Genomic DNA, 17,393 nt, shown 5'->3' with positions numbered 1-17,393 from the left:
GCCGGGCCGCCCGATCAAGCGTCACAGCGCCTTGACGTAGCGCCAGGCCTCCATGCCGTCCTCGTAATAATCTTCGAGGACGGCAAAGCGCGTATACCCCCGCCGCTCGTACAGGCGGATTCCGGCGCCGTTATCGGCCCGGACTTCGAGACGCAGATGCGTGCGGCCGTAGGCCTTCGCATCCGCTTCGGCCGCGTCGAGAACCAGACCGCCGAGGCCCTGGCCCGCGCGCGACGGCGCGATGGCGATGGAGGAGAGCCGCGCGTTGCGGCTGCCCTTGCGGCGCTCCAACGTCGCGGCCCCGACGAGAACCTCCTGCCCCGTCCCGTCATCGGCCAGGGCCACCAGCACCGTCATGCTTGGCGACCGGATGGCGTGGCGGATCGCCCGGCGTTCGGCCCGGTCGCTCACGAAGGCTGCATGTTCCAGGGCGACCAGGGCGTCGAGATCCTCGATCCCCGCCGGACGGAGAACGATGTCCGGCGTCGTTTCCCGGCCCTGCGCGGCCGCGCTCACGCGGCGGTCCAGGGATAGGTCCAGGTTTCCGAGAGCGCCCGACCGCCGCCGCGCAGGAACGCCCGCAGGTCGGTCGTCTGCCCGGCTGCCGAAACGGTGACGTCGATGGCGGCGCGCATGCCTCCGGTCTGCGGATTGACCACCAGGGACGTCGCCGTGACGGTGGCGTTCGCGGCACTCGCAACCACCTCCACCCGGCTCGGATCGGCCTGATAATAAGCGAGATCCCCCCCGGCGAAATCCACGAGGAACCGGCGGCTCAGCGCCCCTTTCGCCTCTTCGGTCTTGGCGGTGCCGCTCGCCACCGTGGCGGCCGCGAAGGTGTTCACCACCCGCGCGCCGGGATGGAGCGGTTCGTCCGCCACGCTGCGCACCCTGTAGGACAGGCGCACCGGCTCAGCCGCCGGATAGGGCTGGCGCGGGCGCCAACAGGCGACGATGTTGTCGTTCGTCTCCGTGTCGGTGGGCAACTCCATCAGCATCACGGCGCCCTCCCCCCAATCGCCCTCGGGCTCGACGAAGTAGCCGGGCCGCCGATGATAGCCGGCTTCCAGATCCTGGTAGGACTCGAAACGCCGGTCGCGCTGGAGCAGGCCGAAACCCTTGGGATTGGTATCGACGAAACTCGAGAAGCGCCGCGCATGCGGATTGTCGAGGGGCCGCCACAGCCACTCGCCGCTGCCGGACGCAACTTGCAGCCCATCGGAATCGTGGAGCTCGGGCCGGTAATCGTCGGAATGGCGCCGGTCGTTCTCGCCGATAAAGTACATGGAGGTGAGCGGGGCGAGGCCCAGGGTGGCGAGGTCCGTGCGCGGAAACAGGGTGGACTGCACCGCGACCGTGGTCTCGTCGCCTGGATGCACGGTGAAGCGGAACGCACCCGTCAGGCTGGGACTGTCGAGCAGCGCGTCGATCACCAGGGCGTCTGCATTCGCCTCCGGCATCGTCACCCAGAACTCGCGGAACACCGGGAACTCCTCCGGGCCGCCCGCGCCTTCGACGTTCACCGCGAGGCCACGCGCCGAGAGACCGTAAAGTTCGTGGCGCCCGAGGAAGCGGTAGTAGCTGGCGCCCAGGAACACGAGGAGTTCGTCGAGCACCTTCGGACTGTTCAAGAACGAATGGATGCGCAGGCCCGCGAAGCCGAGATCCACCGGCAGGGGCTTGTCGATCTTGGTCCGGCCCATATCGAACAGGCTCGCCTGATACGCGATGGGCGTCGCCACCCCGCCGCGCACGAGGTTCACCGTCACGGGCCGATCGTAGAGGAAGCCGAGGTGGAACAGCTGGAGCCGGAACGGGCTGCCTTCGGCGCCGAGGAACGCCTTGTCGGGTTTGAAGCGGATGTCGCGCCAGGCGTCGTAATCGAGCTTGGCGATGGCGGCCGGCAGGGGCGACACCTTCGCAGTGTAGGCGATCTTGGAGAGGTCGCGGGCGCGACGCTCGACATCCGAAAAGCCGAAGGGCTTCGGAGCGCCCTCCTGCGCCCGGGCGGCCCCATCCCGGGTCAGGACCGCTCCGCCGAGCAGGCCGGTGGTGGCGAGGCCGGCGACGACGGCACGGCGGTTCGGGTCTGTCATGGTCTGAGCGCCTCGCGGGCCGTCGGGAGAAATCGCCCGCTTGATGACCCGTTCGCCCCAGCTTGGAAAGGGGGCGCTGCCCCCGAGCGCGGCGTTTGTGCAACATCGCGGCTCTGTGACGTCACGGCATGGGCGAAAACACAGTTTTTCCTTGTTGCGGGAAGGCCCTGGGGATATACGGCCGATGCCCAATTTCGCACGTGCCTGTGGCCGCGTGTCGGTTGGTGGGCATCCGGCCAACTGCCGGACAGCCGCCAGGGGTCTTAAAGGATCGATGGTCGATGGGGTGGATTCCCCCCGGCCGGCATCCAGGTGGCGTCACCGGACCCCGACAACAACCGGCAGCCGGAGGCGAAACCGGCGAACCCCGCTCTCCACGGGGGACGCAGCTTAAAGCAACGACGAACGGGCTTTTTTGGTCTCGTCGGCCCTCCAAAGGCCGACACCGAAGAGGCTTGTTTCTCTTTGCCCGGCGTGCGGTGGGGATCTCCCTTCCAATCCAAGGCAGCTTCCGGGAGCGCTTGCGCCCGCAACGCCCGTGCGTGTCTCCAAAGCACGCAGAGCGTCGTGGCGCAGTGCCCTCAGACGCCGGACGGCCCCGTGCCGTCCAGACATTCGACAGCGCGCCCCGCGTGAGGGCGCTCGCGAACCTGTGGGTTGGAAACATGACCGATCGCATCCGCGATTTTCTGCGCGCGCGTCGTGACCTGGGTCAGGACGAAGGCCCTGTCATGGTCCTCGACCTCGATGTCGTGCGTGACAACTACACGGCCTTCGCACGCGCCCTCCCCGACACGCGGGTGTTCTACGCCGTGAAGGCGAACCCCGCCCCCGAGGTCCTGCGTCTGCTCGCCGAGATGGGCTCGTGCTTCGACACCGCATCCATGGCCGAGGTCGAGATGGCGCTGGCCGCCGGCGCCACGGCGGACCGGATCTCGTTCGGCAACACCATCAAGAAGGAGCGCTGCATCGGCCGCGCCCTCAAGCTCGGCGTGCGCCTGTTCGCCGTCGATTGCGAGGCCGAGGTCGAGAAGATCGCCCGCGCCGCCGAAGCGGTCGGCGTGAAGGCCGGCGCGGTCCAGGTGTTCTGCCGGATCCTCTGCGACGGCGCCGGGGCCGAGTGGCCGCTCTCCCGCAAGTTCGGCTGCGTGCCCGAGATGGCCGTCGGCGTCCTTGAGCACGCGTGCCGCCAGGGCCTGCACGCTTACGGCGTGTCGTTTCATGTGGGTTCGCAGCAGGGCAACACCGAGGCCTGGGACGGGGCGCTCGCTTCCGCCGCCGCGATTTTTCGCGAGTGCGCCGACCGGGGCATCACGCTGTCCATGGTCAACCTCGGTGGCGGTTTCCCGACCAAGTACCTCAAGGCGGTGCCGGGCGTGGAATCCTACGGCAGCGCGATCTTCCGCGCGCTCACCAAGCATTTCGGCAACCACCTGCCCGAGACCATCATCGAACCGGGTCGCGGCATGGTCGGCAATGCCGGTATGATCGAGGCCGAGGTCGTGCTGGTTTCGAAGAAGTCCGAGGCCGAGGACGAGATCCGCTGGGTCTACCTCGATATCGGCAAGTTCGGCGGCCTCGCCGAGACCATGGACGAGTCGATCCGCTACGCCATTCGTACGGCCCATGACGGCGACCGAACCAGTCCCTGCGTGCTCGCCGGCCCGACCTGCGATTCGGCCGACGTGCTTTACGAGAAGGCGCCGTATCCCCTCCCCGTCTCCCTTTCCATCGGCGACAAGGTGCTGATCGAGGGCGCCGGGGCCTACACCACCACCTATGCGGCGGTGGCGTTCAACGGCTTCCCGCCCCTGCAGCAATTCGTGATCTGATACCGTTTCCGGTCGAGCCGTTCGTTTGTCGGGGAGCGCGGGTCCTTCTCCTACCAAGGGTAGGGACCCGTCGCCGTTCATCGTTTCGGGGCCATCGCCCGAAACCGTATCCGATGATGCGCGAGAGGGGCGAGCCGCACCCTCGCAACAAATCCATCCCGGACAGAGGGCTTCGGCCCGATGCGAGGATCGTTCGTCCCCCGCCCAAACGTCGGGAAAGGGTGTGGCCTTGGTTGAGATCCGTTCCGAACATCCGGACGACATCGTCGCCCGCGAGTTCCTGCTCGATCGCTGCTTCGGCGAAAGTCGTCGCCTGAAGACGTCCGAGCGCCTGCGCGAAGGTCGCCGCCCCGCCGAGGGCCTCGCGTTCACGGCGGAGGCGGACGGCCGCCTCGTCGGCACCATCCGCCTGTGGCATGTCGCGGCCGGGTCAGACCGCCCGGCCCTGCTGCTTGGCCCCCTCGCCGTCGATCCGGACTGTCAGGGCGCCGGCCTCGGCGGGCGCCTCATGCGGCACGCCCTCGCGCGTGCGGAGGCGCTTGGCCATGGTGCCGTGCTGCTCGTCGGCGATGCACCTTACTATGCCCGATTCGGGTTCTCCCCCGCCCTCGCGGCCGGTCTATCCATGCCAGGGCCGTTCGAGCGAGACCGCTTCCTCGGCCTCGACTTACGGCCGGGGGCCTTGAAGGATGCCGGCGGGCTGCTTCGGGCCACGGGCGCCTGGGGCGAGGCGGACGTTCCCCGTCCGGCCATCGCTGACGCGGCCGCGGCGTCGCGACGACGGGTGGCTTGACGCTCCGCGGCGGGCTCTAGCGGGTGATGATCGTCGTTCCGGCGAGATCGCAACGGCGGCGGAACGCTGCGTTCCGCTCCCTCCCAATGGCGCGCAGGACGGTCCCCGCCAGGGTGATGATGCCGGGATCACGATCCACGGGCTCGTCGACCGGAGCCGGCAGATTCGAGACGAGGAGTGCGAGCATGGGTCTGGTCCTTGAGTCAGCGTTGTCGGCAGGGGGCGTCCACCGTGTTTGTTGCAAGGCAATATCGAGTTGAGGCCGCAGGGCCGCAATTCCGGTGGATGGACGGGACACCTGTGCTGAAAGCATGGGTGGATCCATCGAATCTCAGTATCCCGTCCGGCGTGCGTGACCGCACGGTTGACCGACCGAGCGCCAGCCGCCACTGAACCCGTCGCGTGCGCGTCATCTTCGCCGACTAGGTGCGTCGGCCACGTCCAAGCCGAAGCCCGCGCGCCGCGACGTCCGCGTAAGTTTGCGCGTAAGTTTGAAGGAACGCCTACCCCATGACTGAAGCCGCCACCGCCTGGCCCGTTCACGCCCGCATCACCGGTCCCATCGTGATGATCGGTTTCGGCTCCATCGGGCGCGGCACCCTGCCGCTCATCGAGCGTCATTTCGAGTACGACAAGGCCCGCTTCACCGTCATCGAGCCCTCCGACGCGCACAAGGCCCTGGCCGAGCAGCATGGCCTGCGTTTTGAGCAAGTCGCCCTGACGAAGGAGAATTACCGCGAGGTCCTCACGCCGCTCCTCACCGAGGGTGGCGGACAGGGTTTCTGCGTCAACGTCTCCGTCGACACCTCGTCCCGCGCCATCATGGAACTGTGCCGTGAACTCGGCGCCTTCTACATCGACACCGTCGCCGAGCCGTGGCCGGGCTTCTACTTCGACAAGTCGAAGAGCCAGGGTGACCGTACCAATTACGCCCTGCGCCAGGACATCCTCGACGCCCGCGCGGCGAACCCCGGCGGCACCACGGCGGTGTCGTGCTGTGGCGCCAATCCCGGCATGGTGTCGTGGTTCGTCAAGCAGGCGCTCCTCAACATCGCGGGCGATCTCGGCCTCGACGTGGTGGAGCCCACGGACCGCGCCGGTTGGGCCAAGCTCATGCGCGAAGTCGGCGTGAAAGGCGTCCATATCGCCGAGCGCGACACCCAGCGCGCGAAGAACCCGAAGCCCCGCGGCGTCTTCGTCAACACCTGGTCGGTGGAGGGCTTCGTCTCCGAGGGCAACCAGCCGGCCGAACTCGGCTGGGGTACCCACGAGACCTGGCGTCCCGACAATGCCCGCGACCAGGAGAAGGGATCGCGCTGCGCCATCTACCTGCTGCAGCCCGGCGCCGACACCCGTGTGCGGTCCTGGACGCCGACCGCCCAGGCGCAGTTCGGCTTCCTGGTCACTCACAACGAGGCGGTATCGATCTCCGACTACTACACCGTCCTGGAAGGCGACCGCGCCGTCTACCGGCCGACCTGCCACTATGCCTACCATCCCGCCGACGACGCCGTGCTGTCCCTGCACGAGATGTTCGGCAAGGCGGCCCAGGTGCAGGCGAAGCACCACATCCTCGACGAGACCGAGATCGTCGACGGCATCGACGAACTCGGCGTGCTCCTCTACGGCCACGAGAAGAACGCCTACTGGTTCGGCTCGCAGCTCTCCATCGAGGAAACCCGACGCATTGCTCCGTATCAGAACGCCACCGGCCTCCAGGTGACGTCCGCCGTCCTCGCCGGAATGGTGTGGGCTTTGGAGAATCCGCAGGCCGGTATCGTCGAGGCGGACGAGATGGATTTCCGCCGCTGCCTCGAAGTGCAGATGCCGTATCTCGGCCCCGTGGTCGGCGTCTACACCGATTGGACCCCGTTGACCGACCGCCCCGGCCTATTCCCGGAGAACATCGACGAGAGCGATCCCTGGCAGTTCCGCAACGTGCTGGTTCAGGGCTGAGCCGAGTCTTCACGGTGTCGTCCGCGCCCGCGCGGGCGGCGCCGTGACAGCTTGCGCGATTCTATTCGTCCGTGGTGATCCGGGGATCGCCGCGGACGATTTGCGTTCGTGGGGGTCATTCGATTCCAAGAGGGAGCCCCGGCCGAAGGCACGTTTCGGCCAAACGTTAATTTCAAGAGAACTCTTGCGGAACACTTCCGGAACGCCTATCGTGTTCGCGATTTGTTTCTGCGGCGTCGGACCGCATCCATCTACCTCCGGGGCGAGTGTCCGCAATGTTGACCCGTAAGCAATTGGAGCTGCTTCAGTTCATCCAGCTTAAGATGAACGAGGGTGGCGTTCCGCCGTCGTTCGACGAGATGAAGGACGCCCTCGACCTGAAGTCGAAATCCGGCATCCACCGTCTGATCACGGCCCTGGAAGAGCGCGGCTTCCTGCGCCGTCTGCCGAACCGCGCGCGGGCCATCGAGGTGATTCGGATGCCGGAAAGCCTAGGCGGTGCCGGCATGACCGCCTCCGCCCCTCCCCCGGAGGCAAGGCGCTTCACGCCGAGCGTGGTGGAGGGTGGCAAGGGCAAGGCGCCGGTTCCGGCGGTCGCGTCGGCGCGTCCGCCGACGACGCGGGCCACCGATGGCGAGGGCCGGGCCATCACCATTCCGGTCATGGGTCGGATCGCGGCCGGTACACCGATCGCGGCGATCCAGGAACAGAGCCATTCCGTCACCCTGTCGCCGGACTTTCTGTCGGGAGGCGAGCACTACGCCCTCGAGGTGCGCGGTGATTCGATGGTGGAGGCCGGTATCCTGGACGGCGACCTGGTTGTGATCCGCAAGCAGGACACGGCGAATACCGGGGACATCATCGTCGCGCTCATCGACGACGAGGAGGCGACGTTGAAGCGTCTGCGCCGGCGGGGTTCGTCCATCGCTCTGGAAGCCGCCAATCCGGCCTATGAGACCCGCGTCCTCGGCCCCGATCGTGTTCGCATCCAGGGCCGCCTCGTCAGCCTGGTTCGACGTTACTGAAAGTTCTCACCCGGTCCCTCTGAAGAGGGCTCGGGCTCTTCCGCCTCCCTATCCGGAGCGGAGGCCGCTTTCGTGGTGACTGGCCTAATCATCGGGGCGACCGGACGCCAGGGTACGGTCTCGCCGAGGTCGCGCGCCGTCCTCACGATGGGGTCGCCGACCACCGGAAACCGGATCGTTGTCGCTCCGCGAACGGCGAGGAATTGCCTGTCGAGGACGAGTTTGGCCGCACAGCCCGGCGGAGCCTCACGACGGGTGATGATGAGATCGGCGCGGGCACAATCTTCGGTCAGGGCACGTTTGTCGAGGACGAGGGCGAGGACGCCACCGTTGGGCAGCCGGGCGGTACAGCCGAGGCGGTCGCACCGGGCATCCGGCGGGGCAGCGACGGCGCTGGGCTTGCGGTCATCGCCATCGGCCTTGAGCCACTGCTCCAGAACGAAAGCCGGCGGTTTGCCGAGTGTCGCGAGGCGACCGTCCGGGGCGCGGATCGCGGCGCCGCCTCCCTCCCGGTCGATATAGAGATCCGGCCGGATCGGATTGGCGGCAAGAACGATGCCCACGGCCATCGGCAGCAGGCCGAGCCAGCGCAGGCGCGAGACCGGCAGGGTGAGGGTGACGAGGCCGAAGGCCATGGCGGCGAGCGCGCCCGGGCCGAAGGCCGGAATGACCGTGACGGCGCGGTCGAAGCCGGCGATCCAGGCTGAGATCGCCAGCATTCCGCGCACGGCGAGGCCCATCAGCCACCACACCGGCTGATCGAGGGCGAAGGGATAGGCCAGAATCCCCAAGACCGCCGCCGGCATCACAGCGAGTGAAACGAGGGGCAGGGTCAGGGCGTTGCCGACGAGGCCGAAGGGTTGCAAGGTCTGGAAATGGTAGGTCGCGAACGGCGCCGTGGCGCATTGCGCCACCAGGGTCGTCGCCAGGGTGCCGATGATGGCGGTGGCGATCCGGATGGCGGTGCGGCCGAGGGGACCGAGGCCCTGCCCGCGCAGGCTTAAGGCCCCGAGCAACGGTGCGCAGGCGATGAGGCCGGCGACAGCGCCGAAGGACATCTGGAAGCTCGGGCCGAGTAAGCCGTCGGGCTCTCGCGCCAGGGCGATGATCGCCGCCAGCGACAGGTTGCGCATACTCAAGGCCGGGCGGTCCACCAGGATCGCCCCGAGCATCACCAGCGTCATGATGAGGGCGCGCTCGGCGGCGATGTCCCAGCCGGAAAAGACGCAATAGGCGGTGACGCCCAGCATGGCGCAGGCGGCCGCGAGCTTCTTGATCGGCCAGCGTAGGGCGAGGGGCGGCACCAGGGCCAGCAGCGCCCGCACGAGCCAGAACACGACGCCGGCCGCCAGCACCATGTGTAAGCCCGAGATCGAAACGACGTGGTAGATTCCGGCGGCGCGCAGGACGTCGTTGGTTTCGGCGTTGATGAGCCCCCGCTTGCCCGTCACCAGGGCGGCGGCGACGGCGCCCGCCTGTCCGCCGTTGGCGTCGGTGATGCGACGGGTCAGGGCGTTGCGGGCATCGTCGACGGCAGCGGCGACGCGAAGGGAGCGGGGAAGGTCGTCGGGCGGCGGACGAACCTGGATCGTGCCGACGAGGGAGCCCACCGCTCCGATTCCACGGAAATAGGCGTCGCGGGCAAAATCGTAGCCGCCCGGGCGCGCCGCGTCCGGCGGCGGCAGGAGGCGGGCCGTCGCGGCAATGCGGTCGCCGGGTTTGAGCGGTGGCGCCTTCTTGAACGACACCCGGACCCGGCGCGGCCGCGCCTCCGGCGCCAAGGTGCCGAAGCTCTCGACTCGAACGACGAGCCGCGCTCCCTCCTCCCGCTCGTCGAGGGCCTCAATCAGACCGACCAAGGGTGCGATGGTGGTTCGGGGGAGAACCGGCCCCGCCACCTGCGTGAGGCGGAATGTGGCGGCGGCGAAACCGAGGAAGCCCGCCACGAGGCCGAGGATCAGGCCAAGGGCGACGGGTCGGGCGGCCAGAAGCGGCGTTAGGGCGGCGAGGGCCGCCGCGACCACGAGGGGGGCCGCGAGGGCGGGCGTGCCGGAAGTGGCGGTGAAGCAGACGAGGATGCCGATGCCGAAGGCCACGGCGAGCCAGGGAAACAGCCGCCGCTGCTCGACCTCGCGGGTGAAGCCCACCGCGACGCCGCCTCGGAGACCGTCGAGCCAGAGGGAAGGCGCAGCCAGGCGATGGGCGGCCACCGCCCACACCCGTCCGGCGGTGCCTGCGCCCTCCCGCCCCATTCCGCCACGTCTCCGGGCGTGCTTCCGTCGTCCCCGAGCAGTGTCGGGGTGACGATTTCTTAACGCCCGCCGCGGCGCATGCTACACGCGCGTTCCAGGGCCGGTCGATCCGGTGCCGGTCCTCTTCCCCGCAGAAGTTCAAGCTCTCACTCGATGTCGTCTTCCGTCGTCACGCGCTTCGCGCCGTCCCCCACGGGCTATCTCCACATCGGCGGCGCGCGCACCGCCCTGTTCAACTGGCTGTATGCCCGGCGCTTCGGCGGCCGGATGCTGCTGCGCATCGAGGATACGGACCGCGAACGCTCGACGCAGGGAGCCATCGACGCGATCCTCGACGGGATGCGTTGGCTCGGCCTCGATTGGGACGGGGACGTGATCTATCAATATGCCCGGGCCGACCGGCACCGCGAAGCGGCCGAGAGCCTGCTCGCTTCGGGACATGCCTATCGCTGTTACGCGACTCCGGAGGAACTGACGGCCATGCGCGAGGCCGCGCGCGCCGAGGGACGGCCCCTGCGTTACGATGGACGCTGGCGTGACCGGGACCCGTCGGAGGCGCCGGCCGGCGTGAAGCCGGTGATCCGCCTGCGCGCACCCCTCGATGGCGAGACCGTGGTGGAGGACGGCGTCCAGGGTCGGGTGGTCTGGCAGAACAAGGATCTGGATGACCTCGTTCTGCTGCGTTCCGACGGCAATCCGACCTATATGCTCGCCGTGGTGGTGGACGACCACGACATGGGCGTCACCCAGGTGATTCGCGGCGACGACCACCTCACCAACGCGGCGCGCCAGCGCCAGATCTTCGACGCCCTCGGTTGGGAAGCGCCCGCCATGGCGCACATTCCCCTCATCCACGGCGCGGACGGGGCGAAGCTGTCGAAGCGTCACGGCGCGCTCGGCGTCGATGCCTATCGCGACCTCGGCTACCTTCCGGCGGCCCTCCGCAACTACCTCGTGCGCCTCGGCTGGAGCCACGGCGACCAGGAGGTGTTTTCTACCGACGAGATGGTGGCGGCGTTCGATCTGAAATCCATCGGGCGCTCGCCGGCCCGTTTCGACTTCGCCAAACTCGAGAACCTCAACGGCCTCTACATCCGGGGCGCGGCCGATGCCGACCTCGTCGCCGCCATCGATGCCGTGCTGCCCGCCCTCGGACCGGAGCGGGGCATCGCGCATCCCATGAGCCCCGACCTGCGGGACAAGCTCACGGCGGCGATGCCGGGCCTGAAGGAGCGCGGCAAGACCCTCGTCGACCTCCTCGACAGCGCCTATTACCTCACCGCCGCCCGGCCGCTCGCCCTGGACGAGAAGGCCAGGGGCCTCCTCGGCCCCGAAGCGCGCGAGCGCCTCGCCGCGATCCTGCCGGCCCTCGAAGCCCTGCCGGACTGGAATGCAGCCACGACGGAAGGGGCCGTACGGGCCTTCGCCGAATCGGCATCGGTCAAGCTCGGCCAGATCGCACAGCCCCTGCGGGCGGCGCTCACCGGCCGGGCGACGTCGCCGCCGGTGTTCGACGTCATGGCCGTGCTCGGCCGCGACGAATGCCTCGGCCGCCTGCGCGACCAGATCGGCGGCTGATACGGCGTCCGCTGATTGAAGCAATCGCTGGATCAGCGATCCCACGCAGCGTTTGAGTGTCGCCGAACTCCGCCGTTCCGGAGGGATCAGTCGGAGTTCGTACGATGCGCTTTCGGCTTGGAGGAGACGCGATCAGGAAGAATGACAATTCGGCCCGGATCTCGCTTCATGGCCTTCGTGAGGCGGGCGCTCAGTTGAAGGTGCTCCACCGATCCGTTAACCCGGTCCCAGTGTGAGCAAGTGCAGCATGCGTTGCCCTTGCGCCCCGGAGCCGCGTTGGCGAACCATCGCCACGCGGGCCGGCGCCGCCCCGCTGCCACGAAAGGGTCCACGTCTCCATGAGCGCCAACAGCACCATCACCGTGGGCGACGCGCAGGTCGAGCTGCCGATCAAATCCGGCACCATCGGCCCCGACGTCATCGATATCGGCAAGCTCTACGCCAAGACCGGCAAGTTCACCTTCGACCCGGGCTTCACCTCAACCGCCTCGTGCGAATCGAAGATTACCTACATCGACGGCGATGCCGGCGTGCTGCTCTATCGCGGCTACCCCATCGACCAGATCGCCGAGAGCGGCGACTTTCTCGAAACCTGCTACCTCATGCTGTTCGGTGAATTGCCGACGCCGGCCCAGAAGGCGGATTTCGATTACCGGGTCACGCGCCACACCATGGTGCACGACCAGATGAATCGCTTCTTCCAGGGCTTCCGCCGCGACGCCCACCCGATGGCGATCATGGTTGCCTGCGTCGGCGCCCTGTCGGCATTCTATCACGACTCGACGGACATCTCGGACGACAAGCAGCGCATGGTCGCGAGCCTGCGCATGATCGCCAAGATGCCGACGCTCGCGGCGATGGCCTACAAGTATTCCATCGGTCAGCCGTTCGTCTATCCGAAGAACGACCTCGACTACACCTCGAACTTCCTGCGGATGTGTTTCGCGGTTCCGTGCGAGGAGTACAAGGTCAATCCGATCTTCGCCCGGGCGTTGGACCGGATCTTCATCCTCCACGCCGACCATGAGCAGAACGCCTCGACCTCCACGGTGCGCCTCGCCGGCTCGTCGGGCGCCAACCCGTTCGCCTGCGTCGCCGCCGGCATCGCCTGCCTGTGGGGACCGGCCCATGGCGGCGCCAACGAGGCGGCCCTGAAGATGCTCGAAGAGATCGGGCATCCGGAGAACGTCGCGAAATACGTCGCCAAGGCGAAGGACAAGAATGATCCGTTCCGCCTGATGGGCTTCGGCCACCGTGTGTACAAGAACTACGATCCGCGCGCGCGGATCATGCAGAAGACCACCCACGAGGTGCTCGGCCAGCTCGGCATCAAGGACGATCCCCTCCTCGAAGTCGCCGTGCAGCTCGAGAAGATCGCCCTCGAGGACGAATACTTCATCGAGAAGAAGCTCTATCCGAACATCGATTTCTATTCCGGCATCACCCTCAAGGCGCTGGGTTTCCCGACCTCGATGTTCACCGTGCTGTTCGCGCTCGCCCGCACCACGGGCTGGATCGCCCAGTGGGCCGAGATGATCGAGGACCCCTCACAGAAGATCGGCCGCCCGCGCCAGCTCTATATCGGCCCGGAGAAGCGGGAATACGTGCCCATCGACCAGCGCGGCTGATTCGCGCTACGGCGAAAGGAGGGGCGTTCATCACCGGTCTTGACCCGTGGCGGACGCCTCTTTTCATTTTCGCTTGGTGCGCACCCTGACGATTTCGGCGTCCGAGATCCTCGAGCGAGTCAGGATTCGAGCCGAGGGGCCACCGTAGACGTCGGCAGACGGATGAGGCGCGGACGCCAGATGCCGAGCATCACGTTTGCCGTCGCCACGATCAGAAGCAGCCACAGGGTGTTTGCCTCTGCGCCGAGGGACTGGCCCAGCAAAGCCGGATCGCCCGTGCCGGCGAGGGCGGCGACGCTGAGTTCGGCCTCCTGACGCATCGGTCCCTGTACGTAGACCAGACCGCCCTCGAACATCAGCACGCCCGTGGCGAGCTTCACCCAGGCCCAGCCCGCCTTGTGGAAAACGCGTTGCGCCAGGGCGAGGAGGCCAGACAATAGGGTCAGGGCGAGGGATGGCAGGAACACCCAGGTTGCGACAGCCCCCATGGCGGCGCGCATCAGCGCGTAGCCCGATAGGGCGCTGGACGGGGGCGTGAAGCTCAGGAGCACGAGGAGGCACGCCATCGCCCCCATCAGGCCGATGGCCCCCATGGTGTGAAGGAATTTGAGCGTGCGCCGCACGGTGTCCGTACTCCCGTTCCGGATGGCTTGGCGCAAGGCTAGAGCATTTTTTGTCGGGGTGGAGGCCGGTTCGGTGCAAGACAGCGGTCGCGCCGGCCCTGGACTTCGTCGATCAGGCAGCTCGCGTGGCGCCGAGGACGATACGGGCGGCTTTGCGGCTCGGTTCGTCGCCATCGGTGAGCCGCATCAGACCGTCGATCCGCGACAGGGCTTCGACCTGCACATCGCGAGCGGCGCCGCCACTCAGCAGGGGACCTAAGGCCTCCGCCAGATTCGAGGCGGTGCAGTCGGCCTGGATGAATTCCGGCATGGCGTTCTGGCCGAGGATGAGGTTCGGCAGGACGATCGTGGGCACCTGGATCAGGCGCCGGGCCACAGCCTCTTCGATGCGGGAGACCTTGTAGGCCACCACCATGGGAACGCCGGCGAGCGCCAATTCCAGGGTGACGGTGCCGGACGCCGCGAGCGCCGCGCGGGCCCGTCGGAAGGCCGCGTGCTTGGCCGCTTCCCCGTGGACGAGACGTACGGGCGTACCCCAGGATCCGGCCAAGCGTTCGATGAGGGCCCGGTGCCGGGTCACGGCGGGTAGCACTGCCTCGATGGGGCCGAATTGCCGCGTCAGGCCGCTGAGGGTCGCGCCGAAGACCGGCATTAGCCGCTCGATCTCCGAGCGACGCGAGCCCGGCAGGATCACCAGGGTCGGTGGCAGGGCCATGCGGGCCACCGCCTCGTCGGCATCGGGCCGTAGGTCGTCGAGGCGCTCGATGAGCGGATGTCCGACATAGGTGCAGGCCGGTCCGCCGAGGCGGCGATGGGCGTCGGGCTCGAACGGCAGGAGGGCGAGGACGTGGTCGATGAACGGACGCATCCGAGCGGCCCGCCACGGGCGCCACGCCCATACGCTCGGCGACACATAATCGACGATTGGCAAGCCCGGCATCCGTTTGCGTACGCGGGACGCCACCGCGTGGGTGAAGCCGGGGCTGTCGATGATGACGAGGACGTCGGGCCGGGCCTCGACCACATCGCGTACGGTCTGGCGGATGCGACGCAGGAGGGTACGCAGGCGGGCCGCCACGGGCAGGTAGCCCATCACCGCGACATCATCGATGGGAAACAGCGAAGTGAAGCCTTCGGCCGCCATGGCCTCGCCTCCGACGCCGCCGAAGCGGATCGGCCGGTCGGACAGGGCGGCCAAACCGCGCATGAGCTTGGCGCCGAGTTGGTCGCCGGAATCCTCGCCGGCGACGAGCCAGATTTTTCTCCCAGGGGGAACCTCGCTCATGCGTCGAGGCTCACACCGGTGAGGAAGAGGCCCGCCCGGTCGGCCGCCGCGACGGTGGCGGGCCGGTCGATGATGAGGGTGAACCCGGCCTGGATCGCGAGGCCGCTGCATCCCGCAGCGGCGGCGTTCACCACGGTGCGGGGACCGATGGCCGGCAAGTCGACCCGTAGGTCCTGCCCGCGCTTGGCGACCTTCACCAGCACGGTGCCGGCTTGCGCCGCGCCGTAGCCGAACGGCTTGCGTCCGAGACCTCGGGCGCGGGCGAGCATACGGTCGGTTCCCTCCGGCCCTTCGACCGCGATGGCGCGCTGGGCGACCATGACGGCGGCCTGACCGACATCGTAAGGAGCTAAGGCGCTCAGGAGCGCACGACCGGCCGCGATGGATTCGGCGGCGGCGGCGTCGGGGCGAAAGCGGCCCATGATCCCCTCGGGACTGAGGAGATCGGGCGCAGCCTCGTGGACGCCGACGATGCCGTGGCCGTTCTCCTCCAGCAACGCGAGGGCGCCGCGCAGGAGCCGGTCGTCGCCGCCGCTGGCGATGGCCTTGAGGGCATCGCGGTTGCGCAGGGCCGCCGCCGCGTTGAGGATGGCGGCGGGATTTGGCCGGGAGACGCCGCCGGCCGGCACCACGCTCACTGGACCCCAGGCTTTCAGGATCGCCAACACCCCGGCGATGTCGAGGAGATCGACGGAGGCGGCCGCGCGCGCGCGCATCGCACGTTCGGCGAAGCCCCGGATCGCCAGGATCCGGAACGGGCGTCCGGCGCGGTCGAGGGATTCCGCCACGAGTTCGGGCAGACGCCCCGCCCCGGCGACGAGAACGAGGGGGGCCGTCAGCGCGGTCACGGCGCGCTCGGACTTTCGCGCGGGGTACAGATCGAGCGCTTTCCGCCGGCGCGGATGAACGCGACGATCTCGGCGACACCGCGATGCGAATCGAACTCGGCCGCCACGTCCTCGACCCGCTCCATGAGCGTACCCTCGGGCGCGAACAGCAGCCGATAGGCGCGGCGCAGGGCGTGGATATCCTCGCGGGCGAAGCCCCGACGCTGCAGGCCGATGATGTTGAGGCCCGACAGGTAGGCGCGGTTGCCGAGCGCCATGCCGTACGGGATGCAATCGTTCTCCAGCCCCGACAGGCCGCCCACGAAAGCATGCGCTCCGACGCGGGCGAATTGGATCACCGCCGCGCCACCGCCGAGAATCGCGAAGTCGCCGACGCTGCAATGCCCAGCCAGCATGACGTTGTTGGAGAAGATCACCCCGTTGCCCACCCGGCAATCGTGCCCGACATGGGAGTTGGCCAGGAAGGTGCAGTTGTCACCGACCGTGGTCTCGAGGCCGCCGCCGGCGGTCCCCGGATTCATCGTCACGCCCTCGCGGATCAGGCAATCGGCGCCGATGGCGAGAGTCGAGGGCTCGCCCTTGAACTTCAGATCCTGTGGCGGATGCCCGATGGAAGCGAAGGGATAGAGCCGCGTGCGCGGCCCGATGGCGGTCCGGCCCGCCACGACCACATGGCTCACGAGTTCGCAGCCGTCGCCGAGACTGACCTCCGGACCGACATGGCAGAACGGGCCGATCCGCACGTCCGCCCCCAGGGTGGCGCCATCCTCCACGATGGCGCTGGGGTGGATCCCCACGGGCGTCGTCACTCCGTCACCAGCATGGCGCCGATCTCGGCCTGGGCCACCAGGGTGTCGCCGACGCGGGCCTCGCCCTGGAACCACCACATGGTCTTGCGCTGGTTCAGCTTCGTCATGTGGTAGCGCACGGTGTCGCCGGGCACGACGGGCTTGCGGAACTTGCACTTGTCGATGGTCATGAAGAACACCTGCTTGGTGCGCAGCTCATCGGTCATGATGTGCCGGCAGCAGATCGCCCCCGCCGTCTGCGCCATGCCCTCGATGAGGAGGACGCCCGGAAAAACCGGCAGGCCGGGGAAGTGTCCGGTGAATTGCGGCTCGTTGATCGTGACGTTCTTGATGCCGATGCAGGACCGGTCACCGTCGATCTCGATGATTCGGTCGATCATCAGGAAAGGATAGCGGTGCGGCAGAAGCTCCAGAACCTTCTGGATATCGGCCGAGCCGAGTTCGCGCGGCATCTCGTTCATCGATCGAATCGTCTCTCTGGCGTGCGGCGACCCGCGATGCGTTCCGCCCAGCTCGGTTTGGGCCCGCCCTTTGGGTGGAGGAGACGTCTTTCGGCAGATTTCTCGCCCGATGCAACCCCCAACGACTGGCGCTACTCACCCGGCGAACTCGAACGACCCGAACCGAACCGCTGACAGCAACGTGATTTGGTCTGTCGGTCGATGTGA

15 protein-coding genes are annotated in these 17,393 nt (G+C 68.0%); 6 read left to right on the top strand and 9 right to left on the bottom strand.

What is annotated here, in order from left to right:
* Window positions 1-21 precede the first annotated feature (21 nt).
* On the bottom strand, window positions 22-516 hold the full coding sequence (locus BM249_RS05735; RefSeq protein ID WP_244528605.1) for a GNAT family N-acetyltransferase: 495 nt from the start codon (window positions 514-516) through the stop codon (window positions 22-24).
* Window positions 513-2,096, bottom strand: coding sequence for an OpgD/OpgG family glucan biosynthesis protein (locus BM249_RS05730; RefSeq protein WP_091969856.1), 1,584 nt, complete (start codon window positions 2,094-2,096; stop codon window positions 513-515). Before BM249_RS05730 ends, BM249_RS05735 begins: the two co-directional genes overlap by 4 nt.
* A 665-nt stretch (window positions 2,097-2,761) precedes the next feature.
* Here BM249_RS05730 and BM249_RS05725 point away from each other — a divergent pair.
* Window positions 2,762-3,928: a type III PLP-dependent enzyme gene (locus tag BM249_RS05725; RefSeq protein WP_091969855.1), complete on the top strand. Its 1,167-nt coding sequence runs from the start codon at window positions 2,762-2,764 to the stop codon at window positions 3,926-3,928.
* A gap of 229 nt (window positions 3,929-4,157) precedes the next feature.
* Window positions 4,158-4,721, top strand: coding sequence for a GNAT family N-acetyltransferase (locus BM249_RS05720; protein ID WP_091970107.1), 564 nt, complete (start codon window positions 4,158-4,160; stop codon window positions 4,719-4,721).
* Window positions 4,722-4,737: 16 nt separating this feature from the next.
* Here the strand turns inward: BM249_RS05720 and BM249_RS21570 are convergent, their stop codons facing one another.
* The gene (locus BM249_RS21570) at window positions 4,738-4,908 is read right to left on the bottom strand and encodes a hypothetical protein (protein WP_177232332.1); all 171 of its coding nucleotides are present in this window, start codon (window positions 4,906-4,908) and stop codon (window positions 4,738-4,740) included.
* Between the two features lie 323 nt (window positions 4,909-5,231).
* Here BM249_RS21570 and BM249_RS05715 point away from each other — a divergent pair, with 323 nt between their 5' ends.
* Complete coding sequence (locus BM249_RS05715) at window positions 5,232-6,677, top strand: homospermidine synthase (protein WP_091969854.1); 1,446 nt, start codon at window positions 5,232-5,234, stop codon at window positions 6,675-6,677.
* A 275-nt stretch (window positions 6,678-6,952) separates the two neighbouring features.
* On the top strand, window positions 6,953-7,702 hold the full coding sequence (gene lexA / locus BM249_RS05710) for a transcriptional repressor LexA (RefSeq protein ID WP_091969853.1): 750 nt from the start codon (window positions 6,953-6,955) through the stop codon (window positions 7,700-7,702).
* On the opposite strand, the gene BM249_RS05705 is transcribed toward lexA, so the two are convergent.
* Window positions 7,696-9,954 (bottom strand): ComEC/Rec2 family competence protein, encoded by a 2,259-nt coding sequence (locus BM249_RS05705; RefSeq protein ID WP_091969852.1) that lies wholly within the window; start codon window positions 9,952-9,954, stop codon window positions 7,696-7,698. The genes lexA and BM249_RS05705 overlap by 7 nt on opposite strands.
* A gap of 153 nt (window positions 9,955-10,107) precedes the next feature.
* Here BM249_RS05705 and gltX point away from each other — a divergent pair, with 153 nt between their 5' ends.
* Complete coding sequence (gene gltX / locus BM249_RS05700; protein ID WP_091969851.1) at window positions 10,108-11,532, top strand: glutamate--tRNA ligase; 1,425 nt, start codon at window positions 10,108-10,110, stop codon at window positions 11,530-11,532.
* Window positions 11,533-11,870: 338 nt separating this feature from the next.
* Window positions 11,871-13,160, top strand: a complete 1,290-nt coding sequence (gene gltA, locus BM249_RS05695; RefSeq protein ID WP_091969850.1) for a citrate synthase — start codon at window positions 11,871-11,873, stop codon at window positions 13,158-13,160.
* A gap of 119 nt (window positions 13,161-13,279) precedes the next feature.
* Here gltA and BM249_RS05690 read toward each other — a convergent pair whose 3' ends face one another.
* From BM249_RS05690 to fabZ, 5 genes are all read right to left on the bottom strand, one after another.
* A complete protein-coding gene (locus BM249_RS05690) occupies window positions 13,280-13,783 on the bottom strand; it encodes a hypothetical protein (protein WP_091970106.1) in 504 nt (167 codons plus the stop codon).
* Window positions 13,784-13,895: 112 nt separating this feature from the next.
* Window positions 13,896-15,068, bottom strand: a complete 1,173-nt coding sequence (lpxB, locus tag BM249_RS05685) for a lipid-A-disaccharide synthase (protein WP_091969848.1) — start codon at window positions 15,066-15,068, stop codon at window positions 13,896-13,898.
* Window positions 15,065-15,916, bottom strand: coding sequence for an LpxI family protein (locus BM249_RS05680; protein WP_091969845.1), 852 nt, complete (start codon window positions 15,914-15,916; stop codon window positions 15,065-15,067). Before BM249_RS05680 ends, lpxB begins: the two co-directional genes overlap by 4 nt.
* Window positions 15,913-16,725: an acyl-ACP--UDP-N-acetylglucosamine O-acyltransferase gene (gene lpxA / locus BM249_RS05675; RefSeq protein ID WP_091969843.1), complete on the bottom strand. Its 813-nt coding sequence runs from the start codon at window positions 16,723-16,725 to the stop codon at window positions 15,913-15,915. Before lpxA ends, BM249_RS05680 begins: the two co-directional genes overlap by 4 nt.
* A complete protein-coding gene (fabZ, locus tag BM249_RS05670) occupies window positions 16,722-17,177 on the bottom strand; it encodes a 3-hydroxyacyl-ACP dehydratase FabZ (RefSeq protein ID WP_425284797.1) in 456 nt (151 codons plus the stop codon). The genes lpxA and fabZ overlap by 4 nt, the downstream gene beginning before the upstream one ends.
* Window positions 17,178-17,393 lie beyond the last annotated feature (216 nt).

Source organism: Methylobacterium gossipiicola, from assembly GCF_900113485.1.
In the GTDB taxonomy this organism is placed as follows: domain Bacteria; phylum Pseudomonadota; class Alphaproteobacteria; order Rhizobiales; family Beijerinckiaceae; genus Methylobacterium; species Methylobacterium gossipiicola.
The sequence above is the reverse complement of the archived record's forward strand: the minus strand, read 5'-3'. Positions and strand labels throughout refer to the sequence as shown.